This is a genomic window from Streptosporangium sp. NPDC049376 (genome assembly GCF_044466505.1).
In the GTDB taxonomy this organism is placed as follows: Bacteria; Actinomycetota; Actinomycetes; order Streptosporangiales; family Streptosporangiaceae; genus Streptosporangium.
Map to the genome: position 1 here is coordinate 37351 of NZ_JBITMT010000013.1, position 26186 is coordinate 63536.

Sequence of the window (26186 nt, forward strand, 5' to 3'; positions counted from 1 at the left end):
CAGCGCGGGAGGTCAGCAGGTCTGCCAGCGCACCGTGGTGGTGATCGAGTCGTCGGGTCCGTGGACGGTCAGGGAGGTCGTCGCGGTGAAGGGCGTGCCGCACCAGTGGCGGATGCGGTGGGCGCGCAGGGCGATCACGTCGGGGCGGCCCGGCCGTGTGGTGCCGCTCGACGGGCGCACCGTCAGGCCGGGGGCCGTGACGCGCCACCGCAGGGGGGAGCCCGTCACGGTGAGGAGGATGTTCCCCTGACCGAACTCGTCGAGCGTCACCAGGGGCGGGACGCGCACCCGCTTGGCGAGTTCCCCCGACCCTCCCGGCTCTCCCGAGGCGGACCCGGACGACTCGGCCCCGGGGAACGTCAGCTGGGGCGAGGCCGTCGGCCGGTCGGGTGTCTGGCTCTGCGTGGTCGTCCGCAGGGAGGTCACCGTGTCCCGCGACCCCATCACGGGCGCCAGGAGGTTCATCCCCAGCAGGGTGCCCGTCGCGCCCGCGACGACGACGATCACGACCTTGACGGTGGTGTTCCTGAGCCACGTCCCGAGGGGGGCGAGCGCCTCCAGGACGCGGACCCCGAGGGGATACCCCTCCGTATCGTCCGGCTCGCGTCCCGTCGCGGGCTTCGGGGCGGGCTTCTGGGGGGACTTCTGGGAGGACTTGGCGACGGCGGGCAGGGACGGCATGGTGGCCGAGGCGTCCGTCTCGCGCTCGGCGGTGTTCCGCGCCCACGCCTGGGTGAACAGGGCGTCGTAGAGCGGGGTGTTCTGCCCGGGGACGGGCGGCGCGAGTGGTGGCCCCGAGGGCACCGGGGGCCCCGGGGTGGACAGCACGGGCAGGGACGGCAGCGTGGGACGGTCCCCGTGCCGCTCGGGGGACCTCGGGGTCTCGGAGGACTTGGGAGACCCGGAGGACGTGGGGGAGCGATCTCCCGAGGCCGGGCCGTACGGCATGGAGCGGTCCCGGCGGCTGCGCCGGTCGGTTTCGGTCTCGGGCGCCGGACGATCCCGGCGGTCAGGGCTCTGCTTCGGCCCGGTACGGCTCACGCCCTCGGGACGGACGGTCCGGTAGGGCATCGTGGAGCGGTCCTGCCTGGCGGGACGCGTCCGGGGGTCCACGGCGGCGGGGGGCCCGGCGGCGGGTTCGGCGCCGGTTTCCGCGACGGCTGTGGGCGCGGCGAGCGGTCCCGCTCCGGCGATGCCCGGGGAACGCCTGGCCGGGGGCTTCGGCGGGGACGGCGGCGGCTCGGGCAGGGCGTCCAGGAGCTGACGCCGGACCTGCGGGGGAAGCGAGCGGATGCGTGGATGGGAGACCATCTGCGGGACCGTGTAACGGATGTTGATCGGCCGCGCGCACACCGGGCACTTCAGCATGTGGGAGATCAGGTCCCCCCGCGCCTCCGCGTCGATGTCGGCGGCCGTCCACTCCTCCTCGGGGAAGATCCGCTCGACGAGGGGGCCCAGCTCGGGGCAGGTGCGGCGGTGGTTGGCGAGGGCGTCGAGCCCGCTGGCCAGGATCTCCAGCAGGTCCTGGGTGCGGGTGGCGAGCCTGGTTACCTCCTCGACCGGCATGGCCAGGACGTGCGCGAGGTCCTCGGTGGTGAGTCCGTGGCGGTACATCAGTCTGAGCGTCTCGGTGCCCAGCGGTTCGACGAGCGACCAGACGCGCTCGGTGACCTCCTCGTCCGGCATGCCGGGCCCCGTGTCGGGGACGTAGATCTCCCGGTGGTCGGGGGACGCCAGGCAGTCACGCCGCAGGGCGGAGAACAGCCGTCCTCTGATGCCGACCCCCTCCGGCGGGGACGGCTCGGCCAGGCACGCGGTCAGCACGGAGGCGACCGCGGGTAACGCCCGGCCTGAGGCGAGGTGGGAGGCGGCGTAGTCCAGCAGGTGCGCGCCGTGTTCGCTCACCCACGCCGCCCCCTCGCCGCCGGCGCCGGGCGTGACACGCCCGGCGCCGGTGGAGGTGCTCATGGTCCGGTGGGCCCGTCCTGGTCCGGCTCGACCTGGCCGGGGCCGTTCTTGATGTAGCGACGGGTCTCGTACGGCCCCGCGTCGGACGGGGTCTCCCGCCGCTGCTGCTTGGAGTGGCTCGTCTGCTGGTCGGGCTGCGGCTGGGCGGGTACGAGGCCGCCGGACTGGTCGTGCTTGTCGGGCTGGGCCGGGGGCTGCTGGCCGTACTCGCCGTTCTGGCCCTGCTGGTTCTGCTGGTCGGGCTGGCCCTGCTGACCGGGCTGGTCGTCCTGGCCGTAGGGGTCGTACTGGTCGTTCTGGTCCGGCTGCTGCTGCTCGGGCTGCGCGGGGGCCTGCGGAGACTGGGCGGGGGCCTGGTCCGTCACCACGAACTCCAGGTTCCGCTCGGGCAGGCCGGTGAACTTGGTCCAGTTGCTGACCTCGCCGGGCGCGGGCTCGGCGTAGAGCCAGCGGACGAAGGCGGGCCACCGGCAGGAGTCGCGGGGGATGACCGCGCCGTCCTGGTCGGCGCCGAGCTCGCGCAGCTCGTCCTCGGTGTAGTCACGGCACGGCGGGGTTCCCGGCGGGGCGATGTTGAGGTCCCACACGCCGTTCTCGTCGGTGTAGCGCATGTTCTTGTCGAGCCCCAGGGCCTCCTGGGCCCGCTTGAGCAGCTCGGGGTCCTTGAAGACCGGCAGCGTCTCCACTCCCGCTCCCATGGGGGCGGGCTGGAGCACGGTCTGGTCGGGTTCCTGCTCGGGGGTGAACGCCTCCCCGTTCTCGTCGGTCGTCTCGGGCGCCGACTGCGCGTCCGGGTGGTGTTTGCCCGAGGACTTCGGAGCGGCGTCCGAGGACTTGGGAGCGGCGTCCGAGGACTTGGGAGCGGCGTCCTGGGGCTGGTTGACCGGGTTCTGGGGCTTCTGCTTGGCGGTTGTCTTGGGCGGCGTGACCGGCTTGGCCGTGCCGTTGGGCAGGGCGGGCTTGAGGGCGCCGGTCGGCTTGTCGGCCTTGGGCGGCTTGGGAGAGTCCGGCTGCGGCTTCTCGTCACGGTCGGCGACCTTCGGCGCGTCCGCGCCGATGCCGAGCTTCGGCTTCTCCGCGAGGGTCGCGGGCTTGTCGATCACGCTGCCGTTGTCCGAGATGCCCCCGCTGACCTTCTTCGTCGGCGGGGGTGGGGGCGGGTCGGCCTTGGTGTTCGTCTTCGGGGGCTGGACCGGGGCGGAGACGGGTGCCTTCTGCGTGGTGCCGCCGCCTCCACCACCTCCGCCCCCGCCGCCCGTGTTGCTCTTCGGGGGGGCGTCGTTCTTGACGGGCTTGACCGTCGGCTGCGGCGCGGCCTTCGGCGCTGTGTCCTTGGCGTCCTTGGTGTCCTTGGCCGTCCCGGACTTGGGGTTGCTGGGACGCTGGAGCGGGGCCGTGGCACTGGCCAGCACGGGCAGGCCGATGCAGCCTCCCGCGCTTCCTGAGACGGCGTGCCCGTCGGCGGTCGCGGTCAGGCAGACCTTCGCACCGGCCAGGGCCGTGCCGAGGGGACCCTTCTTGCTGATCGTGCTGCCCGCGTCGGAGCCGGACAGCGACGGGGCCTCGCCCGCCTTCCACGCCTGGGCGAGTTCGTCCAGGTGATAGGTCCCCGCGGCCAGCCGTACGGACTGCTCGGCGGGGGGCTGGGAACGGGCGGCGATGACGGTTCCCAGCCCGGCGCCGGCACCGAACACGCCGATCGCGATGCTCGCGGTGATCACCGTCGCACGTGAGGGCTTACGTGAAGGTGTCATATGGGCGTTCCTCTTCTCCCGGTGGGACGTCAGTCGCCGTGGCTCTCCAGGACCTCACTCCACTCGCCCAGTACACGGACGGGGTCGGTGGAGCCGGCGGGGGGTACATATGTCACGTACATCCGTCCATAGGTGGCGCTCGCCGAGTGGGTGAACGCCTTGTTGCGCGTGCGGACTGCGGCGGAACCCTTCAGGGTGACCTTCGCCCCCGCGCGCTCGGCCATGCGGGTGTCGGTTGAGCGCGCCGAGTACCAGACCAGGGCGCCCCCGTCCCCGGTTCGCAGCGCCCGGATCGGGCCCTCCTGACGGTAGGTCAGGCTGAGGATCCATCCGGCGTCCTCAAGCTGGGCGCGTTCCTGCTGCCAGAACTTCACGGTCTCGCTGGTCCACGGCCCGTCCTCGAATCTCTGGTCGGGCTTGGCGCTCTCCAGGCTCTCCAGATGCTCCTCGGCGATCTGGCGCGGGGTCGCGACCAGGCCGGTGGCGTTCTCAGGAAGGCTCGTGGCGTAGCCTTCGGCGTCCGTGGCGATCTTGGGGAAGGCGGGCAGGATCGCGCGGGTGTCGAGTCCCGAGGCGACCAGGCGCCAGCCCGCCGGGGTCGAGCTCATCAGGTCGACGACCCGGGCGATGCCGGTCTCGTGGGCGACCGCGACGAACCAGTCGGGGGAGCCCTCGACATGCCGGGGCACCCACACCTGCGGGTTCGGCCAGGTGCCCGAGGCGACCGTTTCGCCCTGCATCTTGGCGGTCTTGAAGCTGGCCCGGGTCATCTCGACCGCCAGTCCGCCTTCGAGCTTGCCCATGGCCGCCGAATCCATCCGGGTCTGAACCGCCGACAGGTTCTTCTGGTACGAGCCGTGGATGCGGTAGGCCTGCCGGACGGTGAGCTGGGGGGACTCCTCGGGCTTCGCGGTCGTCCCGATGGCGGTCTTGCCCGGTGGCGCGGTGGCGGAGGCGCCGTCCCCGGCGCCGCTCCGGTCGACGTAGACCGAGGCGGAGGGGGCGGGCTTGCCGGCGTCGGTGTCCGAGGGGCTCCGCGACGCCGCTCCCCAGCCCGCGCTCGACGTCTGCGGCGAGGGGTCGGCCACGAGGGTCTGCGGGGTCGCGGAGTTGGCCCTGATCAGCCAGACGCCCGCGCCCGCGACGACCACGGAGAGGGTTCCGAACAGTACGGCACGGCGCCAGTTGAACGTCGGCAGGCTCTCGGGGTGCCAGTCGGACTCGTGCTCAGATTCGTCTCCGGTGGAAGCGCCGCCACGACCGGGAGGCCAGGCTTCCTCATCTGGGAAATCTGATGCACGCCATGACATAGGTCCAAATATTAGACTGACCGTGATCCATTGGGAAGGTAAAGCGCAATGGTAATCGGCACTTATGGTTATTAAGTTATAAATAATACATAATCATAGATATGTGCTGTCCGAAACCCCTCCTTTGCGGCCGGGTGTCGAGGCCGTACGGGGGGTGCCGGAACCTCTCTGGAGAGGTTCGCGGCCTGAGGTTTGCGCTGGTCTGCGCTATTTGCTGGTGATCTGATATTTCCCTGAAGCGGGGTTTCCGTTCTCCTTGCGTTGTATTTCCGTTTTCCGAGGGTAGGGGCGGGGAGGGGGAAATCGTTTCCAGCCCCGAGGCGCCGCCCCGGCCCCCCGGCGGCCGGACGGAATGGCCCACGCCCTTTCGAGGCGCCCGATCGGGCGAGCTGAACACGACAATTAGGGGCTGTCCCTTTTCCCGAACGCGCGAGGGTTTCCCGGCGCGGTCAGCCGATCCGCGCGGGCTCGTCGTCCTGTGCGCGGCCCGCGTCGTCGAGGACCACCTCCGGGATCTCCTTGGGAACACCGCGCAGCGTGAACAGCACGGCCACCGCCAGTACGGCCAGCAGCGCGGCCCCCGTCACCAGCGTGGTCCGCATGCCGTCGAGGAAGGCCAGCCTCGCGGCCCGCCCGACGGCCTCCGCGACCTGGGCGGGCAGGCCGGCCGCGACCTGCAGCGCCCCGCCGAGTGACTCCCCGATCTGCCCGGCCACCCGGTCCGGCACCCCGGCGGGCAGTCGCAGGCCGTCGCGGTAGGCGCCGTTCAGCACACTTCCCAGTACGGCGATGCCCAGCGCGCCGCCCATCTCCTGACCGGTCTCCGCGATGGCCGAGGCAGCCCCGGCCCGCTCCCTGGGGACGGAGGCCAGGATGGTGTCACCGGTGACGGCGAAGGCGAACCCGTTGCCGAACCCCGCGAGGACCATGGCGAGCAGCATGTACGGGTAGCCGGTGTCCGTCCCGAACCGGCTGTACAGCACGAACGCCGTCGCGCCGAGGGCCAGCCCGAGGGCCACGACCCGGGCCCTGCCGAGCAGGCCGACCAGCGGGGTCGCCAGGGCGCCGCCGACCGCCGCGCCGAGTCCGCCGGGCAGGCTCGCCAGCCCCGAGACCAGCGGCGACCACCCCAGGACGAGCTGGAAGTACTGCGCGAAGGCCAGCGAGGCGGCCAGCATGGAGAAGATGCACACGACGTTGGCCCCGACCGCGCCGGAGAAGGCGCGGTGGTGGAAGAGCCGCACGTCGATGAGGGGTTCGGCCAGCCGCCGCTGACGCCGGACGAACAGGGCGAGAACCACCACGCCGACCACCGCCGCGACCAGGACGCCGGGCGCGGTCACCCCGTCGTGGGCGGCGTTCTTCACCGCGTAGATGACCGCGACCACCCCGACGATCGACAGCGGGACGCTGACCGGGTCGATCCGCCCCGGGTTCGGGTTGCGCGACTCGGGGAGCACGAGGGCGCCGGCGACGACGATCAGCGCGGCGACCGGGACGTTGACCAGGAAGACCGACCCCCACCAGAAGTGGTCGAGCAGCAGGCCCCCGATCACCGGGCCGAGGGCGAAGCCGAGCGCCGAGACGCTGCTCCAGACGCCGACCGCGGTGGCCCGCTCGCGGGGGGAGGTGAAGACGTTGCGGATGATCGACAGGGTCGAGGGCATGACGGTCGCGCCCGCGACGCCGAGCAGCGCCCTGGCGGCGATCAGCAGCTCCGGCGTCGGGGCGTAGGCCGTCAGCGCGGAGGCGCAGGCGAAGGCGACGAGCCCGGCCAGCAGCAGCCTCCTGCGCCCGATCCGGTCGCCGAGGTTGCCCATCGTGACCAGGAGCCCGGCCAGGGCGAAGCCGTACACGTCGACGATCCACAGGAACTGGGTGGCGGAGGGGCGCATGTCCCGCGTCAGCTTCGGCGCGGCCAGGTGGAGCACGGTCAGATCGATGCTGAGGAGCAGTACGGCGAGACAGGCGACGGCCAGTGTGCCCCACCGGCGGGAGGAGGAGATCATGGGAGGAGCGTCGGTGACGGCGTTGACGGGACGCTGACCGGACGCTGACGGCCCGTCCGGTTGCGCTTCCGTGGATCAGGGAAGCCCTCCGGTAGGCGGGAACGGGGACGACGGAGGGGAAGGCAATGCGGGTAGCGGTGCTCGGGATGGGTCGGATGGGCAGGGCGATGGCCCAGCGACTGCTCGCCCGCGGTCACACGGTGCGGGTCTGGAACCGTACGCCGGGCAGGGCCGCCGAGGTGGTCGACGCGGGCGCCACCGAGGTCCACTCGCCGCTGGACGCCGCGCTGGACGCCGAGGCCGTGCTGCTGTCCCTCGCCGACGACCGGGCCAGCCGCGACGTGATGGGACGGCTCGTCTCCCTCGGGCAGGACGAGGCGACGGTCATCGCCGACACGAGCACCGTCTCCCCTTCGACCTCCCGTGAGCTGCGGGACATCGCGCCCGGCCGCCGTTTCGTGGCCGCGCCGGTCATCGGGGCGCCGCAGGCCGTGGTCGAGGGACAGGCCACGGTGCTGATCGGCGGCGAGCGGGAGTACGCCCGCGACCTCGACCCCGTCTGGTGCGACCTGTTCGCGGTCCAGCACTACTGCGGGGAGGACCCTGGCGGCGCGCTGACGTTCAAGCTGCTCAGCAACTACCTGCTCATGGCCGGGCTCGCCGTGCTCGGTGAGGTGGTCGCGACCGGTCAGGCGGCCGGGCTCGACCAGGAGAGGCTTCGCGACTTCCTGAGCCGCTGGCCGACCGTGGCCCCCGCCCTGCACAACCGGCTCGACGACGTCCTCGACGGCGACCACAAGGGCTGGTTCACCACCCCGCTCGGCGCCAAGGACGTACGGCTGGCCGTCGAGCTCGGGGAGTCCCTCGGCCTCGAACTGCCCGTCGCCCGGCTGGTCGAGCGACGCTACGAGGAGGCCGCGGAGAACGGCTGGGCGGACCGCGACATCGCGGCGGTCGTCGAGCTGGTTCGCCGCCGTCCGGAACCCCCCAGGTGACGGCCGGAAAACACGGCTGATTTCCTTCAAACGCTGATAAACCCCGGCTTGACAGGAATTCCCAACATCCCTACTGTCTGTGTAGGTAATACAGGAAATAGCGCACATATCCCTGATTAGGGTCTGTGCGGGACAGCACTTCCGTGGCCACTCTCGCGATAGGGGCGACGAGATCGATGGCAAGAACGAGAGCTGATCTTTCCGGCGCACGCGGGGCGGCGACGTCCCGCACGGAGCCTGGTGGCACGCCCACCACCTGTCGGACCTGTACCGAGAGCTGAGAGGCCGGGGGCCGCCGCAGCGGCTGACCCGTTTCGTTTTCCGTGGCGCGTGCCCCTGGGGCCGGGGCCGCCGGATCGCCGTGTCCGTCTCACGGGCGCCGTCGCCACAGGCCGAAGGTTGGGCCGACTCCTCCAGAAACCGGGGTTGAATCATCATGCGGACGTTGACGGAGCACACGAACACGCTGCTGGGGATATTTCCCAAGAAAATCGAAGAACTTAAAAAGGACGGGCTTTATCGCAGTTTCGTCCCCTTCTCCCATCTGGCCGCCGAACGTGGCCACGCGGTACACGGCACAGACGGTGCGGGCCGGGTCCAGGTCTGGTGCAGCAACGACTACCTCGGACTCAGCCAGCACCCCGAGGTCATCCGGGCGCAACTCGACTCGACCGTGGAACACGGCACGGGCAGCGGCGGATCACGCAACATCGCGGGCACCAGCGCGGCCCACGTCGAACTGGAGACCAGACTCGCGGCCTGGCACGGCAAGGAACGCGCGCTGGTCTTCTCCAGCGGCTACATCGCCAACTTCGAGACGCTGAGCACCGTCATCTCCGCGCTCCCCGGCATCGTCGTCTTCTCCGACGCCAAGAACCACCGCTCCCTCATCGAGGGAATCCTCCGTACGGGATGCGCGAAACACATCTTCCCGCACAACGACCTCGACGAGCTGGAGAGGGCGCTCGCCCAGTACGACCACGACCGTCCCAAGCTGATCGTGTTCGAGACCGTCTACTCGATGGACGGCGACGTCACCCCGGTGCGCGCCATCTGCGACCTCGCGGAGAAGTACAACGCGCTGACCTTCGTGGACGAGACGCACGCCGTGGGCACCAGGGGCCCGACGGGCGCCGGAGTGTGCGAGGAGGCCGGGGAGAACAGGCCGACCTTCGTGCAGGGCGTCTTCAGCAAGGCCTTCGGGACGGTCGGCGGATACGTGGCGGGTCCCGACGCGGCGCTGGACTACGTCCGCTCCCACGCGCCCGGGTTCATCTTCACCACCTCGCTGCCCCACTCCAGCCTGGACGCCACGCTCAGAAGCCTGGAGCTCATCCAGGACGGCGACGCCCTCAGACGCGCGCTGGCCGACAACGTGCGTCACCTGAAACAGGCGCTGCGCGCCGCCGGGATCGGCTTCCTCGACGCGGACAGCCATCTGGTCCCGGTGCTGGTGCCCGGCGCCGAACGCGTCAGGCGGGTGGCGCGCGTGCTCTTCGAGGAACACGACGTCTACGTCACCCCGATCAACTTCCCCTCCGTGCCCAGGGGTGCGGAGCGCTTCCGGATCACCGTTCCGCCCTTCAGGACCTCCGGCCAGATCGACGACTTCGTGGCCGCGCTGCGCAAGAGCCTGGACTCCTGAACGCCTCAGAATCCGACAAGAGGGCCAACCATGACGATCAGTGAGATCACCCCGTTCATCGGCGCCGAGCTGACCGGCGTCACCTACGAGGACCTTGAACGCCCCGAACTCTTCGACCAGCTCGTGGACAACCTGCGACGGCGCGAACTCGTGGTCGTGCGCGGTGTCGAGCTGACCCCGAAACAGCAGATCACCCTGGCCAGACGCCTGGGCAGACCCGTCCCCTTCCTGCTCAGGGAGTATCGCCATCCGGAGTTCGAAGAGATCATGATCTCTTCGAACGAGGTGCGGAACAACAAACCGGTCGGGGTGGCCAGGGTCGGCAACTTCTGGCACCAGGACTCCTCCTACGTCGCAGACCCGGCGCCCTACACCATGCTGCACGGCGTGAACGTGCCCTCGACCAGCGGGCACACGCTCTACGCCAGCGCCGTGGACGTCTACGAACGCCTCCCCGAGGAGTGGAAGCGAAAGATCGCCGGGAGGAACGCCCTGGCGACCGTCAACAAGCGCCTGCGGATCGGCAAGGAGCACGTCGGCCTGTCGGTCGCCGAGTTCCGCGCGCTGATCGACATCGAACACCCGAAGGTCGAGCACCCCCTGGTGCGCGAGGACCCCTTCACCGGACGCCCCTACCTGTACGGCTCTCCCGAGTACCTCGACTCGGTGGTCGGCTTCGACGCCAACGAGAACGCGGCCTTCTTCGCGATCGTCGACGAGCTCGTCCAGGACCCCGAGCACGTCTACACCCACCGCTGGACCCCCAACGACCTGGTCATCTGGAAGACCGCGACGACCTACCACTGCGCGACCGCCGTCGAGCCGGGCGTCGGGCGGACGGTGCACCGCGTCAGCATCCAGTCCGGTGACTGATGGGCGGCATCGTCGACTTCGAGGTCCGTCTCCCCAGGGGACGGGCCGCCGTCCACCTGATGCACCGGGCCTCCGGCGTGCCGGTCGAGGCCATCAGGGAGATCACGCACACCGAGGAGTTCCCCGTCCTGGGCGAGACGGAACAGTCCTGGGAACTCGCCGCCGAGGCGGCCAGGGCACTGCTCGGCCGTACGGCGGTGCGGCCGGGGGACGTCAGGCAGGTGATCTTCGCGGGCTCCGGTGAGTGGGACGTCCCGTTCTGGTCACCGGCGGCGCGGGTGGCCGCGGAACTCGGCGTCGAGGACGCGCACTGCTTCGAGGTGGCCAACTTCTGCAACGCGGGCACGACCGCGATCAGGATCGCCCTCGACCGGCTCGCCGGGCAGCGCGGCGACGGGTACGCGCTGGTGCTCGTCGCCGACCGGCTCAGCCAGCTGGTCGACCACGCCGACCCGGGGTCCAAGGAGCTGTTCAACTTCGGCGACGCGGCGGCGGCCGTACTGCTGTCGAGGCGGGAGGCCGTCTTCGAGGTGCTGCACACCGCGGTGCGGACCGACCCGAGCTGGGCCGACTACTACCACGGCGAGCAGCGGGACGGGCGCCTGGTGATCCGCAGGGGGCCGCACCGCTCCGGGCTCGCCGACGCCTACGTGGACAACTTCACCCGGCTGGTCGAGGAGACCCTGCGGGCCGTCGGCGGCAAACGGGACGACGTCGCCCACTTCCTGATCAACCAGGGTGACCGGAGGATGCACGAGCGACTGCTGCGGGAGCTCGGGCTGCCACGGGAGAAGAGCGTCTTCAACTACCACAGGCTCGGCCACATGGGAGGCGCCGACACCCTGATCGCCCTGGACGGGCTCAGGGAACGGCGGGCGCTGCGGCGCGGGGACCTGGTCCTCCTGGCCACGAGCGCCATGGGCTTCAGCTGGGGAGTCACCGCATTGGAGTACGCGCGATGAAGATTCTGGTCGTCCACCAGGTTCCCTACCGGAAGATCGACTACCACCTCGCCATCGACCACGAGGTCCACGACGTCACCTACGTCGGCCGCGCGGAGCGGATCGCCGAACTGCCCGAGGGACTGCGCTGCCGGAGACTTGAGGTCGGCCCCGCCGACGACCTGGCCGGGTGGATCATCGAGAACGTCTCCCCCGCCGAGGGGTTCGAGCAGCTGCTGTCACTGTCGGAGGACGGCGTCCTGCTGGCCTGGCGGGTACGGCGCCACCTCGGGATCGAAGGCCCCTCCCTCGACCGGCTGCGCCGGGTGCGCGACAAGGTCAGCATGAAGGAGGCGCTCGAAGGCTCGGGGGTTCGTCACCCGCGTTTCGTGGCGGCCGACGCCGTACCCGCTTCGCTGCCGTGGAGCGGCAGGACCGTCCTCAAACCCCGGCAGGGCGCCTCAAGCCAGGAGGTCGTCATCCACGAGACGGCCGAGGCGGCGCTGGCCGCCTGCCGCGCGCTCGGCGACCCCGGCGGGTTCGAGCTTGAGGAGTACGTGGACGGCGACGTCCTGCACGCCGACGGGCTGGTCCAGGACGGCGAGCTGGTCGACGTCGTGTTCAGCAGGTGTGTGCGGACGCCGCTGGACTTCGCGCAGGGGACGCCGATCGCCTCGCACCAGATCCAGCACGACGAACGCCACCGGGTCTTCGCCGAACGGGTGCTCAGGGCCCTGGAGATCGACACCGGCTGCGTCCACCTTGAGTTCTTCGAGACCAAGGAACAGGAGCTGGTCTTCCTTGAGGTCGCCAACCGGCTCGGCGGCGCGGGCATCGTGACCTCGCACCTGCGCCACACCGGGGTGCACCTGCCCTCGCACGAGATCGCCATCCGGCTCGGCTGGCCCAGGCCGCGACCGCGCCCGGCGAGCGGGCGCTACCACGGTTTCGCCATCTTCCCCGGCCACCACCTGAAGCCGGCGGAGGGCTACACGGTGGACGTGCCCGACCACATCAGGAACCACCCGTGGGTGGACAAGGTACACAGCCTGGACGGCAGGCAGCCGCTGCCCGACCACATCTCCTACCAGGAGTGGGAGATCCCGGTCTTCATCGAGGCCTCACACCCCGACCCCGGCGTGCTCAGGCAGATCCTCGGCGAGTTCGTCCTGGCCCCCCTCGTGAGACCGGGAGGCCCGCCGGTGAGGCCGGGAAGCCCTTCCACCGAGCCGAAGGGCCCGCCTGTCCGGTCGGAGGGCCCGCTCGTCAGGCCGGAGGGCGTGCGGTGAGGCACTACCCGACCGACCTGTTGCTGGCCGTCGAACACGCCGAACGCCATCCCGTGGAGGCGCTCGCCGAACACGGGCTGACCGGCCTGCTGAACGGCACCGCGCTCACCGAGGCCCTCGACGAGCTGTTCGACGGCCTCGGCCGGTATCCGTGGCGGCCCCTGCCCGACGGCGACGTCGAGGAGTTCGCCCCCGTCGGCACGGTGCCGCTGGACGACGAGGAGCCGGGGGCCACCCTGCGCGGCCTGCTGTACGGCCTGGCCACCGGCAACCGGGTCGTCGTGCGCACCGGGCGCCGGGACCTGTGGCTCGCGGTGACCGGCCTGCTGACCGGGGCGGGCGTGCCCCTGCCCGACGTCACGGTGACGGACCGGGACGACCGGACGGCGGGGCCGCCCGTGGAGGTCCCGCCGCCCCGGGTCCGGGGTGCCTTCCCCACCGAGGCCGCCAGGCAGGCCGCCGAACTGGCCGCCGACGCCAGGGCCGGGTGGGTCGGGCGGCTGTTCACCCGTGACCACCTGGCCGGTGTCTCCCTGGCCGTGGCCCGGGGCCGGGACGCGGCCGAGGAACCAGGACGGATCGGGGCGAAGCTTCGCTACCTGGCCGGGCGGGCCCGCCGTACCCGGTACTACCGGGACCTGCCCGCCGTCACCGGGCGGCAGGACCTGACCCGGCTGCCGATCCTGGACAAGACGGTCCTCGACGCCCACACGCCGCCGGTCAGCCGGGACATGTCCAGCGACGCGCCGCCGAGCGGCGAGATCCTGCGCAGCGGGGCGACCACCGGGGAGCCGCGCTACATCGTCTACTCCCTCACCGACTGGTCCAACATGGTGCGCGAGGCCGTGCCCATGCTGTACGGCGTCGGCCTGGAGAAGGGGGACCGGCTGGTCAACGCCCTGTTCGGCGGCAGCCTCTACGGCGGCCTGATCACCAGCAGCTGCGAGCTGTCGCGGATGCCGATCGAGTGCTACACGACCGGCCAGCACATCACGGTCGACGACCTGCTCACGCTGGTGCGGAACTTCTCCGTCAACGCCGTCGTCGGCCAGCCCGCGCTGATCCTGCCCCTGCTGCGCGAGGCCGCGGCCCGCGATCCCGGCCTGCGCCTGGAGAAGGTCGTCTACGGCGGCACCGCGATGACCGAGACCGACAAGGCGTGGCTGCGCGAACGGCTCGGGGTCCGGGTGATCTCCAGCATCCTCGCGGCCAACGACGGCGCCCAGCTCGGCTACCAGTGCCCCGGCCTCGACGGCACGCTGCACCACCTGTGCGACGACTACAACCTGATCGAGGTGGTCGACGAGGAGGGCCGCCCGGTGCCGGACGGCGAACCCGGCCACCTGCTCGTCACCGCCCTGCAGAAGTTCGAGGGGCCGCTGGTCCGCTACCGGATCGGCGACGTCGGCCGCGTCCTGCCCGGCCGTGACTGCGGCTGCGGGACCCCCGGCAGGATCCTGGAGTACCTCGGCAGGTCGGACGGCCTGATCAAGGTCAAGGCCCGCACGGTCCTGTACGACGAGATCCTCACCGCGCTGGCGGTCTTCCAGGTCTCCCGGCTCCAGGTCGAGATCACTTCGAGCGACGGCACGGACACGGTGGTCGTCCGTACCGAGTCGCCGCTCGACCTCGACCCGGAGAAGGTACGGCACCTGCTGGGGAGCGAGTTCGAGGCGCTGAGCGACCGGCACGCCTTCGGCGACGGGCTTGAGGTGTTCCGGCTGCTCGTCGAGTGCCACCCCGAGGGGGGCCTGCCGAGGAACCCGGTGAGCGGGAAGGTCAGACCGGTGATCGACCGGCGCGTCGGATCCGGAGCGGTCTCATGACCAATCGCGTCACGGAGCTGTACAACGAGGAGCTGTTACGCGGCGGCAGCCCCCTCGCGGAGATCGACCTGCACGACGAGGAACGCTTCCCGTACCTGGCCGGCATCGACCGCCGGTATCTGAACCGGCCCGTCTTCGTCGGCGAGGGGGAGCTGAACCGGTTCGCCGACGACGTGGTCCGCGCCGTGGACATCCTCATGTCGCTGCCCGAACGGCTCTACGACGGCGACCTCGACCGGCTCTGCCGGACCCTGGGCATCGAACCGCGCAGGGCCCGGCTCATGCGCCGTCTCGGCGGGGCCAGGCCGTACCGCTTCGGCCGGATCGACGCCTACCACGACGGTGAGTCGTTCAAGATCCTTGAGTTCAACGCGACCAGCGAGACCGGCGGCCTCGAATGGGTCGGTCCCGCGACCAGGGCCATGCTCGACCACGACGCGCTGCGCGCCTTCGCCGAACGGCACCGCCTCGGCTTCGTCGACGCCCCGGAGAAGGTGGCCGAGGCGTTGCGCGAGGCGGGCGCGGCCGTCACCGGGGGCCGGGATCCGGTGGTCGCCCTGATCGAGGGGGAGGGCGGGCTGGCCGACTACGGCGTGGCCTGGCGCCCGCTGCACCGGCTCCTGCGCGACCTCGGCCTCGACTGCCGTCTGGGCGAGATCACCGACCTGGGCTTCGGGAGCGGCCGGGTCCTGTTCCGTGGCACCCCGGTCGACGTGGTCTACCGCGTCTTCGAGGTGGACCAGGTCGTCGACCACCCGGAGGGCCTCCGGCTCACCGAGCGGCTCCTGGCCGCGCACGAGGAGGGGAGCGTGGTCGTCTGGACCCCGCTGGAGACGGAGATCTACCGGCAGAAGGCCTGCATGACGCTGCTGTCCGACCCCGGTCTCGGGGTACGGCTCTCCGCCGAGGAACGGGCGCTGATCGACCGTGTGCTGCCCTGGACCCGCTCCCTTGGGGAGCCTGGCCTGTTCGAGGAGTGCGTGGAGCGCAGGGAGCGTCTCATCCTCAAGCCGAACGACGCCTACAGCGGGCGGGGCATCGTCGCGGGCTGGGAGGTCGGCGAACGCGAGTGGCTGCGGGCCCTGCGGGACGGGGCGGAGACGGGCGCGATCGTGCAGGAACGGGTCGTGCCGCGCCACGAACCGGTCGTCGATCCGGTGACCGGCCGCGTCGAGCCGTGGGAGGCCTGCTGGGGGCTCTACTACACCCCTGCCGGGGGGTACGCGGGCGGCGGCTGCCGCTTCCAGAAGGTCGGCCAGGTGGACATCAGGGCGCTGGGGCCCGGCACGAAGACCAAGGTCGCGGGCGTCCTCACCTACCCCGACGCGGTTGAGGGGGTCGGCTCGTGGTGACCGAGGACACGGCCGTACGGCGGGCGGAAGGGGGCCTGGGGCGCAACTTCAACTACCTGCTCTCGGCCTACTCGATCCAGACGCTCGGCGAGGGCGTGGTGATCGCGGCCCTGCCGCTGCTGGCGAGCAAACTCACCGACGACCCCCGGCTCATCTCCTGGGTGCCGCTGGCCACCGAGCTGCCCTGGCTGCTGCTCGCCCTGGTCGGCGGCGTGATCGTCGACCGCTACGACCGGCGCCTGCTGATGATCGGCGCCCAGACGGCGCAGACGCTGCTGCTCGTCACGGTCGCGTTGATCGTGACGCTGGGCGGCACCAGGATCTGGATGATCTACATCCTGGCGTTCGGGCTGTGCGTCGGCGACATCCTCTTCATGGGGTCGAGCCGGGCGCTGATCCCCACGGTCGTGCGCGGCGCCGACCTGGAGACCGCCAACGGGCGCAACGTGACGGCCGAGACGCTCGGCCGGATGTTCCTGGGGCCCGCGCTCGGTTCGGTGCTGTTCGTACTGTTCATCCCGCTGCCGCTGTGGGTGAACGCCGCGACCTACGTCGTCTCGATCGTGCTGATCTCCCGGATCCGCAACGCGGCCGGTCACTTCAGGGTGCCTCCCGCCCCGGAGGCGGCCGAGGGGCGGCGCGGGGTGGTGGCCGAGATGATGGAGGGCGTGCGCTGGCTGGCCGGGCACCGGGTGCTGCGTGTCGTCGTCCTGCTGGCCGCGACCAGCAACTTCAGCGTCTTCATGGCCCAGTCGGTCACCGTGCTCTTCGCCAGGGACGTCCTGGGCGTGGGGGACGCGGGCTACGGCGTCCTGGTGGCCGCGATGGCGATCGGCGGGGTCGCCGGAGGCCTGGTCAGCCGTCGGGTCGTCGGCCGCTTCGGCACCCGTTCCGTGGTCATCGGGGTCTCGGTCGCCAGCGCGCTGAGCCTGGTGGCCATCGGCCTGTTCGGCAGGCAGCCCGTGGTGGTGGTCGCGCTGTTCGGCGTCTGGTCGGCGGGACTGTCCGTATGGAACGTGATGGCCCAGTCGCTCAGCCAGCGGCTGGTCCCCAACCGGCTGATGGGCCGGGTCGGCAGCGCGACCAGGATGATCGCCTTCGGCGCGCTGCCGCTCGGCGCCCTCGCCGGAGGTCTGGTCGCCGCCGCCTACGGCCTGACGGCCCCCTGGGTGGTCGGCGGGGTGGTGCACCTGACCGTCGCCCTGCTCACGCTGCCCGCCCTGCTGCGCTGGCCCTCGGTGATCGAGGCGCCCCCGGCCTGACCGCCGCGGACGGCCCCGCCGCCGGCGTCACCGCGCGCCGGGCGCCTGGCCGTACGGCGCGGCCCGGGTGTACGGCACGGCCTGGCCGTACGGCGCGGCCTGGGTGGCCCCGGCGGCGCCGGGAGCCGGCGTGGGGGCCGGGGTCGCGGTGACCCGGCCGTGCAGGACGAGCGCCCAGATGAGGGCGGCGAAGGCGGCGACGTTCGCGACCGTCCTGACGATGTTCCAGGTGACCCACCGCGCCTCGAAGGCGTGCCGTACGGCGGCCAGGTCGGCGATGTCACCGGGTTGGCCCGCCTTGGCGAGCTGGTCGTTGAGCGGCACGTTGACGGCGCTGGTGACGACGAACATGACCGCGTACAGGACGAGGGCCGCGATGATCCAGGGCAGGAGTTCCCGGCCGGTGCTCAGGTGCAGCACCAGCGCCGCGACGGTGAACGCGAGACCGCCCAGGAAGCAGACCATGAACCAGCCGTTGATGATGGCCACGTTGATCCGCTGCATCGCCTCGACGAAGGTGCGGTCGTGCGAGCGCGCCAGACCGGGCATCACCGCGTAGGAGAAGGCGGCGAACAGCCCGGCCATGAGGCCGGTGGTGAGGGTCGCGGCCAGCAGGGAGACCGTCTGCAGAAGCTTGATCATGGTGTTGTCTCCCGGTCTCAGATGTTCCAGACGCCGGTCGCGGCGGTCGCGCGGGCGTAGTCGGCGAAGTCGCGGGGCCGCCGCCCCAGGGCGCGCCGCACGCCGTCGCCCAGGTGGGCGTTGCGGCCGTCGAGCACGGTGGTGAACAGGTAGGTCAGCAGGTCGACGACCTCGGCGGGGACACCCTCGGCGAGCATCGCGGCGGCGTGTTCCCTCGCGGAGACCTGGGTGAGGCCGACATGGCGTCCCGACGCGTCGCCGATCTCGGCGACCGCCTCGGCGAAGGTGAGCAGCCTCGGGCCGGTCAGCTCGTAGACCTCACCCACGTGCCCGTCCTCGGTGAGCGCGGCGGCGGCGACGTCGGCGATGTCGTCGGCGTCGACGAACGGCTCGGGCACCTGCCCGACCGGCAGTACGACCTGACCGGCCAGCACCGGGTCGAGCAGGTACCCCTCGCTGAAGTTCTGGGCGAACCAGCTCGCCCGCAGGATCGTCCAGTCGGCTCCCGACGCCCGCACCGCCTCCTCCGCGGCCTGAGCCTCCTCCTCGCCCCTGCCGGACAGCAGCACCAGCCGCCGTGCGCCCTGGGCGACCGCCAGTTCGGCGAAGGCGCCGACCGCCTCGGGCGCGCCTGGGGCCGCCAGGTCCGGGTGGTAGGACACGTAGACCGTTCGCACTCCCTGGAGCGCGGGAGTCCAGGTCTCCCGGTTCTCCCAGTCGAAGGGAACCCCACCGGAGCGGGAGCCGATCCGCACGGGCAGGTGACGTTCCGTCAGCCGCCGCACGACGCGGCTGCCCGTCTTGCCCGTGCCGCCCAGCACCAGTGTCGGCGTGTGCTCTCCCATGTTCCCCGTCTCCCCGTGGTCTTTTCGGTCTTCCGAAACGTGCTGACCTCTTAAGGATCATTCACTCTGAAACCCGGAACAATGCCGTGTTATGCAACGTTCGTTAACACACAGGTTCACGAACGGGGGTTCGCGGTGGAGCGGCGGGACATGGAGATCTTCCTGGAGCTCGGCAGGGAGCTGCACTTCGGGCGGACGGCCGAGAACCTGCGGGTGTCCACGGCCAGGGTCAGTCAGACGATCAGGCAGCTGGAACGCCGCATCGGGGTCCGGCTGTTCGAACGGACCAGCCGCAGGGTCGAGCTGACCCCGGTAGGCCGTCGCCTGCACGAGGACCTGGCCCCCGCCTACCAGCAGATCCTCGACGGCGTGGCCAGGGCGGTCGCCGCGGGCCGGGGCCTCGACGGAGTGCTGACCGTCGGGTTCATCGGCACCGCCGTCGGCCGGTTCGTCTACGAGGTCGCCGACGTCTTCCACACCCGCAACCCCACCTGCCAGGTCCAGGTCAGGGAGAACGCCTACAGCGACGGCACGACCCTCCTCGACGAGGGGAGGATCGACCTCCTGGTCGCCGTGCTCTCGCCTCAGGAGGGCTCGGGGCTCAGCGCCAGCCCGGTCCTGTTCCGGGAGGAACCGCTGCTCGCGGTCTCCGCCCGCCATCCCCTCGCCCGCCGCGACGCGGTCACGCTCGACGACCTCGCCCACGAGAACGTCCTGCGTCCCCGCCTGCTGCCCGACTTCGCCGACGAGGCCCTGGTGCCGCGCCGTACGCCCGGTGGCGCGCTCATCGAGCGCGGACCGGATTTCAGCACCATCCAGGAGATGTGCGCGCTCGTCGGCGCGGGCAAGGGCGTCTTCCCCGTCCCCACCCACGCCGCGGAGTACGACGCGCGGCCGGACGTCGCCTACGTTCCGCTCACCGACGGAGCCGTCTTCGAGTGGCGGCTGCTGTGGCGTACCGGGGCGGAGACCAACCGCGTCCGCGCCTTCGTCCAGGCGGCCCAGAAGTACGTGGCCGGAAGGCGGGACCCGCTCATCAACCGGTGACTCAACCGGTGAGCAGGGCGGTCAGTGCGGCCGTGGCCTCGGCCAGGGACTTCTCCGCGAACGGCTGGAAGCGGGCCAGTTCCGGGAGCCTGTCCGCCAGCGTCATCTCGGCGCGGACGAGGTGCAGGTGCTCCCCGGCCACCCCGAGGTCGCCGAAATAGGCCCGCAGGTAGGGCTCCTGGAAGTCGAAGGCCTCCCTGGGCGTGCCCGGCCCGTAGGCGCCGCCCCGCGCGAGGACCACGACCACCCTCGTCCCGGCCAGGCTCCCCTCGGGGAAGGCGCCGGGGAAGGAGACCCGGTCGATCCACGCCTTCAGCGCGGCGGGGACGGCGAAGTTGTACATCGGCACGCCGAACAGCACCGTGTCGGCCGCCAGCACCTCGGTGATCAGCGGCAGCGTCAGCGCCCACTCCCGTTCCTCCTGCGCGTTCTCCACCAGGGCGCCGACCTCGGAGGGCGGGACGGACCCCTTGACCTCGACCCGCCTGCCCAGGACGCAGTAGGCCGAGGAGATCGGCGGCACCGGCTCGACGGCCAGGTCCCGGTGGCGGTACCCGGCGGTGCCGTGCCGTTCGCACCACAGGTCGGCGAACAGCGTGGTCAGCCGCCTGCTGACGGACTCGCCGGAGTCGTCGGCACTTGAGTCGATCCGCAGCAGGGACGGTCGCGTGTTGACGGTCATCGGTTCTCCCCGTGTCACCTTGTTCGTGTCGTGTTCGTCATGGAACTGACGAGGGGGAGTGAGCGAAGGTGACCGGGATGGACGGCAACGACGAACTCGCGGAGCGGTTCGAGGCGCACCGGGGCCACCTGAGGGCCGTCGCCTACCGGATGCTCGGTTCGTCCGCGGAGGCGGACGACGCCGTCCAGGAGGCGTGGCTACGGCTCGTCCGTGTCGACGCCGGGGAGATCGGCAACCTCGCCGGATGGCTGACGACGGTCGTCTCCCGCGTCTGTCTCGACATGCTGCGCTCCCGCGCGGCCCGCAGGGAGGACCCGCTCGGACAGCCGGTTCTCGGACAGCCGGACGACGGGGGGAGCGACCCCGAGCGGGAGGCTCTGCTGGCCGAGTCGGTCGGCCGGGCGCTGCTGGTGGTGCTGGACACCCTGGCCCCCGCGGAACGCGTCGCGTTCGTGCTCCACGACCTGTTCGCCGTGCCGTTCGACCGGATCGCGCCGGTCGTCGGACGCACCACGGTCACCACGAAGAAGCTCGCCAGCCGGGCCCGCCACAAGGTCGCGCCGCCCAGGGCCTCCGGTTCGGCCTCTTCCGCCGACCGGCGGGTCGTCGAGGCGTTCCTGGCCGCCTCCCGTGAGGGGGACATGGAGGCGCTCCTTGCGGTGCTCGCCCCCGGGGTGGTGCGCCGCGCCGATCCCGCCACCCTGCCGCCGGGCGTCCCGGCCGTCTCCCGGGGCGCGCGGGCCGTCGCGGGGGAGGTCCTCGTCCTCGGCGGACGGGCCAGGTACGCCGAACCGGCCCTCGTGGACGGGACCGTGGGCGCGGTGGTCGCCCCGTACGGCCGTCTCCTGCTCGTTCTCACGTTCACGATCGAGGAAGGAATGATCACCGAATACGAGGTGATCGCCGATCCCACTCGTCTCCGTGCCCTGTCCCTCTCTCCATTTCGTTCGCAGAAACATGAAAAATAGAAGAAGGAAAGGTTTGCCCCGTGAGAACGGTTCGTTTCGCGCGTTGTGTGGTCGCGGTGACTCACTTTCCCGATGCGCAGCGTGTTCAGGGGTGAAAAGCGCTCTATCGCGCCGTTGGATGTCCGGGATCAGGCGACTTTTGGCAGCTTGTTCGCTTGACAGTCCAGGGAGCCTGTGAATCGGGTCGCGTTTACCGTCCGTCACATTTTCCTCAGTTGTAAAGTTTCTTTTCCGTTACCGTTTGACGGTTCCCCAACGATTGGACGCGGGTTATCGTGGCGATCGCGCCAACAGGGCGAAATCCACCACAAAACGCGACCGGTGCGTCCGGCCAGGCGTCGATTCATTCGCCATGGACACACGGGTGTCTTCGGCGTGCGCGAGGAACCACCGGAAGCCGCGGAGAGATTGAGGTCCGATGTCATCGAAGCGTGAGAGGCGAGGTTTATGGGCACGGGCGGTCGCCGTCGTGGTGCCCGCCCTCGTCATGGTAGGCCTGGTCCCCGCGACGCCCGCCGCGGCGAGCGTCCCCGTCATCTCGCAGGTGCACTGCGTCGGCGACGGAACCAGTGGTCACCGCGTCAAACTGATCTACGCCTACGAGTCGGGTTCCAACCGGTTCACCGAGAAGGAGCCGCTGATCCGGCAGGCCGCGTGGGTCACGCAGGAGAACGTGAACGACAGCGCCCGCCGGGACGGCGCCGAGCGCTGGGTCCGCTTCGAGACCACCGGCTCGACCGGCTGTGACGTGGACATCGACTCCGTCGAGGTTCCCACCGGCTCGTCCGACGGCGACTGGACCGGGGCCCTGAAGACCCTCGGGTACACCGACACCGACCACATCTACATCGCCTACTTCGAGAACAGCACCGGTTGCGGCGGCACGGTCAGCGACGGCCGGATCAACGACGACAACACCATGGGAACCGGCAACCGCCACAACTCCTACGCCACCTGGATCAGCCTGTCGCCGGGCTGCTCCACCGGGCACGAGATGACCCACGAACTCGCGCACGCCCTGGGCGGAACCCTGCTGGGCTCCCCCAACCACACCTCCGGGGGTCACTGCACCGACTCCAACGAGACCCTCTGCCAGGGCGGCTCGACCGTGGTCTGCTCCGACCCGCTGGACGTCCGGCTGCTGGACTGCGGCAAGGATGACTACTTCGGCGTCGTCCCCGTGGGCACCTACCTGTCCACCCACTGGAACGCCGCCAAGGACAGCTCCTACCTGGAGCACGGCTCCACGGTCCCGGCCATCACCACGGTCCCGCCGCTGGCACCACAGTTGTTCTCGGCCGTGGACGTGGAGGGCACCGAGATCGTCTTCACCTACGTGCCGAGCACCCCGGTCTACGGTTCCGGCGTCACCCGTGAGGCCCAGGTGCTGCGCAACGGCACCGTGGTCGCCACCGTCCCGATCTGGCAGCGTTCGGTCCGGGTGACGGGTCTGCTGGCCAACACCAGCGCGACCTACACGATCCGGGAGAAGATCACCTACGGCGGCGTCTCCCGCACCTCCGAGCCGTCCGACGGGCTGATCGTCCTGACCGGTTCCGGCAGCAACCCCGCGGGCGCCGTCGACAACGGGATCACCACCGTCTTCACCAACGACGTCGTCGACTCCACCGGCCCGAACCAGGCCATGGACCTGTACTCCTTCAGCACCGCGGACAACGCCGCCATCGTGGAGTGGCCGCAGAACAGCCTGAAGAACCAGCAGTGGAAGCTGGACGCGGCGGGCGGCAGCTCCTACACGATCACCAGCGCGCACAGCGCCAAGTGCCTGAGCCCGCTGGCCGGCAGCGGCACCGCGGGGACGGCCATCGTCCAGGTCCCCTGCACCGGTGCGACCGCGCAGAAGTGGACGTTCCCCTCGATCTCCGGGATCACCTACCAGATCAAGGCGAGCGTCGGCACCAACCAGTGCGTCGCGGCGAGCGGCGGTGGCACCACCGGTGGGACCGCCCTGGTCCTGGCCACCTGCAACTCCTCCGACTCGACCCAGCGCTGGACCAGCAACCAGGTCGGCTGACCCTCCCCGACCGCTTCTCCCCGATCACCGAGCCGTACGACCAGCCCCCCGGTCGTACGGCTCGGCCATGCACATCCCATCGAACCTGTGTACGAACCTGTGGAAACTGGGGATAACTCGTTCGAGGGCCAAGGTCCGTACGGACTTCGGACCTGTCAGACGGCCCGCCTGAACCCGAAAGCATGGAGGTTGTGCCAGATCAGCGCGTAGCCATCGGTGCTGACCCCCAACGGCGCCGCGGGCAGGTCGCCGCCGAGCACCTTGCCGGTCCTGTCGTCCAGGGCCAGGTAGAGAGGCTCGGCTCCCTGCTCCTGCTTGACCTTGAGGTAGGCGATTCCGCCGAAGGCCGACTCGACCGACACCTCACGCTGGTTTTCCACAGCGGGGACGCGGAGCTCACCGGTCCTGGAGTCGATCAGCGTCAGTGGCCCGTCGCACAGCACGGTATCGCTGTCGGCGTCGAAGGCGGACGTCGCGCATCGCACACCCACCGAGTTCGAAACCTCGAACCCGCCCAACCGCTCACCCGTCATCAGGTCGTACAGCGAGTGCGTGGAGGACATCCCGTCCGACTGCCAGGTGAACAGGGAGTCGCCGACGACGGTTCTGCCCTGCACGTCTCGCGGTAGCCGCCAGAGCAGGCTCCCGCCCTTGGACAGGTCGAAGCCGTGGACGACCGCCGCCTCCTCGTCCAGGAGCATCCCCCTCGGCCAGTACACCGCCTTGTCCTCGATGACGCCGAGCAGGGAGTTCTCCTCCTCGGCACCGATCGGCAGGGCGACAGCCTGCTCGCCCGCGAGGGTGGACAGCTTGGACACGTTGACAAGACCGGCTCCGTCCGCCTCGCCTTCGGCGACGTAGCCACCGACGAAGAAGGTGCCGCCCTCCGGCGAGCGCCAAACCTCCGCCCCTGTCTCGTCAACCACCAGGTCGGACATCTGGATGGACTCGGCGGTCAGCCCCGACGCGGCCAGTTGCCGCTTGTGCCGTACCACTGCCACCGGTTTGCCGTGATCGGTGTCCACGCGCAGGGTCGCGTCCTCGTCTTCGATCGGGATGCTCTTGAGCTCTTTGCCCGTGGCGGCGTCGATCACCTGGAGGGCGAGGGCGTCGGCGGCCCGCCCGAGTACGGCGAAGGACTTGCCGACGGCGACGGCGTCACGGATGGAGCCGAGGGGTATCGTCCACGCCTGCTCCGTCGCGAGGCCCGGCAGGGCGGGGCCCTCGTAGGCGGGTCCTGCCGGTGCGGGTTCCGTCACGGCCGGAGCGGATCCTTCCGGCGTGGGCGCCGAGCACGAACAGAGCAGTAGGACGAGCAGCGGAGCCAGTAACCGACTGGACATTCCTGGAACGTATGTCCAAGATCATCCCTTGTCAACGAGGTCAAGCCAGTTCGTCGGTACGGAGTTCGGATCTTCGGACCGGTCAAGACGGCGCCGCGCAGGTGAAGACCGCCTAGTTCCCATAGTCACGGAGGACGACGTTCTCGGCGACCCTGCGCGTCTTCGCGACCATCATCTTCTTGCCGGGCAGGTACGGCATGACCTTGTAGTACCGGTGGAGGAACGCGGTCAGAAGGCGGCTCTCCGGGACCATGTACCCGGCCACGCCCTCTCCCATCTTCTGGCAGCCCTTGGCGTACTCCCGCATCGTCTCCTCGTAGCGGGCGAAGGCCGTCCTGTGGTCGCCACGCGCGGCGGCCAGTTCCCCGGCCAGGACGTACGCGCCGACGAGGGCGAGCCCGGAGCCCATGCCCGAGAGCGAGGAGGGACAGTAGGCGGCGTCACCGACCAGGGCGACCCGGCTCTTGGTCCAGCGGTCCATGTGGACCTGGCCGACCGAGTCGAAGTAGAAGTCGGGAGCGTGACGCATCTCCCGCAGCAGCCGGTCACTCTCCCAGCCGTTGCCCGCGAAACGCTCGGCCAGCACGGCCTGCTGCCGCTCCACGTTCCTGCGGACGCCCTCCAGCAACGGTGAGGCGAAGTAGAAGACGGCCCTGGCCTCGGCGTTGCCGTTGGAGCTGTACATCGCCACCAGCTTGCCCGAGGTCAGGTAGGCGTGCCCGGTGCGGTCGAGGCCCAGGTGGTTGCCGGTGGTGAAGATCGCGCAGTAGACGCCCAGGTGCTTGACGTAGTCCTCCTCCGGCCCGAAGGCCAGGCGGCGGGTGTTCGAGTGCAGCCCGTCGGCGCCGATGACCAGGTCGAACCTGCGCGGCGCGCCACGCTCGAAGGTCACGTCGACCCCGTGGCCGTCCTCGGTCAGCGAGGTGATGGAGTCCCCGAAGACGTACTCGGCCCGGTCCCTGGTCGCCTCGTAGAGGACGCGGGCCAGGTCACCGCGGAGGATCTCGACGTCCCCGGAGAACAGGTCGTCGGGCATCCTGGTCTGCGGCCTGCCCGCGCCGTCGACGTACCACGTGGAGGTGATGTCGGTCTGGACGGCTTCGAGGTCGGTGAGCACCCCCATCCGGCGCAGGATCGACAGGTGCGCCTTCCCGCGGAAGTCAACGGCGTAACCCCCCTCCCGCAGCGCCGGGGCACGCTCGACGATCGTGACCTTGAAACCGTGGTGGGAGAGCCAGTAGGCGAGCGCGGGACCGGCGACCGAGGCGCCGGAGACAAGGACGTTTCTCATGCCGCACAGCTTCACGCGACACGCTCACCGCGGGCTCACCGCGAACTCACCGCCTCCGTCCCGAGGCTCACACGACGTTTCCGGGAGCCGCCTTGGCCCCGGGTCATGC

20 protein-coding genes are annotated in these 26186 nt (G+C 70.6%); 11 read left to right on the plus strand and 9 right to left on the minus strand.

What is annotated here, in order from left to right:
• Positions 1–12 precede the first annotated feature (12 nt).
• From ACIBVQ_RS27985 to ACIBVQ_RS28000, 4 genes are all read right to left on the minus strand, one after another.
• Positions 13–1968: a hypothetical protein gene (locus ACIBVQ_RS27985; protein ID WP_399181033.1), complete on the minus strand. Its 1956-nt coding sequence runs from the start codon at positions 1966–1968 to the stop codon at positions 13–15.
• Positions 1965–3722 (minus strand): hypothetical protein, encoded by a 1758-nt coding sequence (locus tag ACIBVQ_RS27990; RefSeq protein WP_399181035.1) that lies wholly within the window; start codon positions 3720–3722, stop codon positions 1965–1967. The genes ACIBVQ_RS27985 and ACIBVQ_RS27990 overlap by 4 nt, the downstream gene beginning before the upstream one ends.
• A gap of 29 nt (positions 3723–3751) precedes the next feature.
• Entirely contained in the window at positions 3752–5032 is a 1281-nt protein-coding gene (locus ACIBVQ_RS27995) for a hypothetical protein (protein ID WP_362915656.1), read from the minus strand.
• Positions 5033–5481: 449 nt separating this feature from the next.
• The gene (locus ACIBVQ_RS28000; protein ID WP_352015037.1) at positions 5482–7041 is read right to left on the minus strand and encodes an MFS transporter; all 1560 of its coding nucleotides are present in this window, start codon (positions 7039–7041) and stop codon (positions 5482–5484) included.
• Positions 7042–7166: 125 nt separating this feature from the next.
• On the opposite strand from ACIBVQ_RS28000, the gene ACIBVQ_RS28005 reads away from it, so the two are divergent.
• The 8 genes from ACIBVQ_RS28005 (at position 7167) to ACIBVQ_RS28040 (ending at position 17224) form a co-directional block, all read left to right on the plus strand.
• Positions 7167–8036, plus strand: a complete 870-nt coding sequence (locus ACIBVQ_RS28005; RefSeq protein ID WP_386194883.1) for an NAD(P)-dependent oxidoreductase — start codon at positions 7167–7169, stop codon at positions 8034–8036.
• Positions 8037–8481: 445 nt separating this feature from the next.
• A complete protein-coding gene (gene hemA, locus ACIBVQ_RS28010) occupies positions 8482–9681 on the plus strand; it encodes a 5-aminolevulinate synthase (RefSeq protein WP_352015035.1) in 1200 nt (399 codons plus the stop codon).
• Positions 9682–9711: 30 nt separating this feature from the next.
• Positions 9712–10554, plus strand: a complete 843-nt coding sequence (locus ACIBVQ_RS28015; protein ID WP_399181038.1) for a TauD/TfdA dioxygenase family protein — start codon at positions 9712–9714, stop codon at positions 10552–10554.
• Positions 10554–11516 (plus strand): 3-oxoacyl-[acyl-carrier-protein] synthase III C-terminal domain-containing protein, encoded by a 963-nt coding sequence (locus ACIBVQ_RS28020; RefSeq protein WP_352015033.1) that lies wholly within the window; start codon positions 10554–10556, stop codon positions 11514–11516. The genes ACIBVQ_RS28015 and ACIBVQ_RS28020 overlap by 1 nt, the downstream gene beginning before the upstream one ends.
• Positions 11513–12784: an acetyl-CoA carboxylase biotin carboxylase subunit family protein gene (locus ACIBVQ_RS28025; protein ID WP_399181040.1), complete on the plus strand. Its 1272-nt coding sequence runs from the start codon at positions 11513–11515 to the stop codon at positions 12782–12784. The genes ACIBVQ_RS28020 and ACIBVQ_RS28025 overlap by 4 nt, the downstream gene beginning before the upstream one ends.
• The gene (locus ACIBVQ_RS28030; protein ID WP_399181042.1) at positions 12781–14610 is read left to right on the plus strand and encodes a phenylacetate--CoA ligase family protein; all 1830 of its coding nucleotides are present in this window, start codon (positions 12781–12783) and stop codon (positions 14608–14610) included. Before ACIBVQ_RS28025 ends, ACIBVQ_RS28030 begins: the two co-directional genes overlap by 4 nt.
• Positions 14607–15962 (plus strand): hypothetical protein, encoded by a 1356-nt coding sequence (locus tag ACIBVQ_RS28035; protein ID WP_399181044.1) that lies wholly within the window; start codon positions 14607–14609, stop codon positions 15960–15962. The genes ACIBVQ_RS28030 and ACIBVQ_RS28035 overlap by 4 nt, the downstream gene beginning before the upstream one ends.
• Positions 15959–17224, plus strand: coding sequence for an MFS transporter (locus ACIBVQ_RS28040; protein WP_352015029.1), 1266 nt, complete (start codon positions 15959–15961; stop codon positions 17222–17224). Before ACIBVQ_RS28035 ends, ACIBVQ_RS28040 begins: the two co-directional genes overlap by 4 nt.
• A gap of 27 nt (positions 17225–17251) precedes the next feature.
• On the opposite strand, the gene ACIBVQ_RS28045 is transcribed toward ACIBVQ_RS28040, so the two are convergent.
• A complete protein-coding gene (locus ACIBVQ_RS28045) occupies positions 17252–17866 on the minus strand; it encodes a DUF1772 domain-containing protein (RefSeq protein ID WP_399181046.1) in 615 nt (204 codons plus the stop codon).
• A gap of 17 nt (positions 17867–17883) precedes the next feature.
• The gene (locus tag ACIBVQ_RS28050; RefSeq protein ID WP_399181048.1) at positions 17884–18711 is read right to left on the minus strand and encodes an NAD(P)H-binding protein; all 828 of its coding nucleotides are present in this window, start codon (positions 18709–18711) and stop codon (positions 17884–17886) included.
• A 150-nt stretch (positions 18712–18861) separates the two neighbouring features.
• On the opposite strand from ACIBVQ_RS28050, the gene ACIBVQ_RS28055 reads away from it, so the two are divergent.
• Positions 18862–19758, plus strand: a complete 897-nt coding sequence (locus ACIBVQ_RS28055) for a LysR family transcriptional regulator (protein ID WP_399181050.1) — start codon at positions 18862–18864, stop codon at positions 19756–19758.
• A 1-nt stretch (position 19759) separates the two neighbouring features.
• Here ACIBVQ_RS28055 and ACIBVQ_RS28060 read toward each other — a convergent pair whose 3' ends face one another.
• Complete coding sequence (locus ACIBVQ_RS28060) at positions 19760–20440, minus strand: NAD(P)H-dependent oxidoreductase (protein WP_362915634.1); 681 nt, start codon at positions 20438–20440, stop codon at positions 19760–19762.
• 77 nt (positions 20441–20517) lie between these two features.
• Here ACIBVQ_RS28060 and ACIBVQ_RS28065 point away from each other — a divergent pair, with 77 nt between their 5' ends.
• Complete coding sequence (locus ACIBVQ_RS28065; RefSeq protein ID WP_352015024.1) at positions 20518–21408, plus strand: sigma-70 family RNA polymerase sigma factor; 891 nt, start codon at positions 20518–20520, stop codon at positions 21406–21408.
• Positions 21409–21826: 418 nt separating this feature from the next.
• Complete coding sequence (locus ACIBVQ_RS28070; protein ID WP_352015023.1) at positions 21827–23443, plus strand: RICIN domain-containing protein; 1617 nt, start codon at positions 21827–21829, stop codon at positions 23441–23443.
• A 155-nt stretch (positions 23444–23598) separates the two neighbouring features.
• Here the strand turns inward: ACIBVQ_RS28070 and ACIBVQ_RS28075 are convergent, their stop codons facing one another.
• Positions 23599–24702: a hypothetical protein gene (locus ACIBVQ_RS28075; RefSeq protein WP_399181052.1), complete on the minus strand. Its 1104-nt coding sequence runs from the start codon at positions 24700–24702 to the stop codon at positions 23599–23601.
• A 196-nt stretch (positions 24703–24898) separates the two neighbouring features.
• A complete protein-coding gene (locus ACIBVQ_RS28080; RefSeq protein ID WP_386194864.1) occupies positions 24899–26077 on the minus strand; it encodes an FAD-dependent monooxygenase in 1179 nt (392 codons plus the stop codon).
• Positions 26078–26186: the final 109 nt, after the last annotated feature.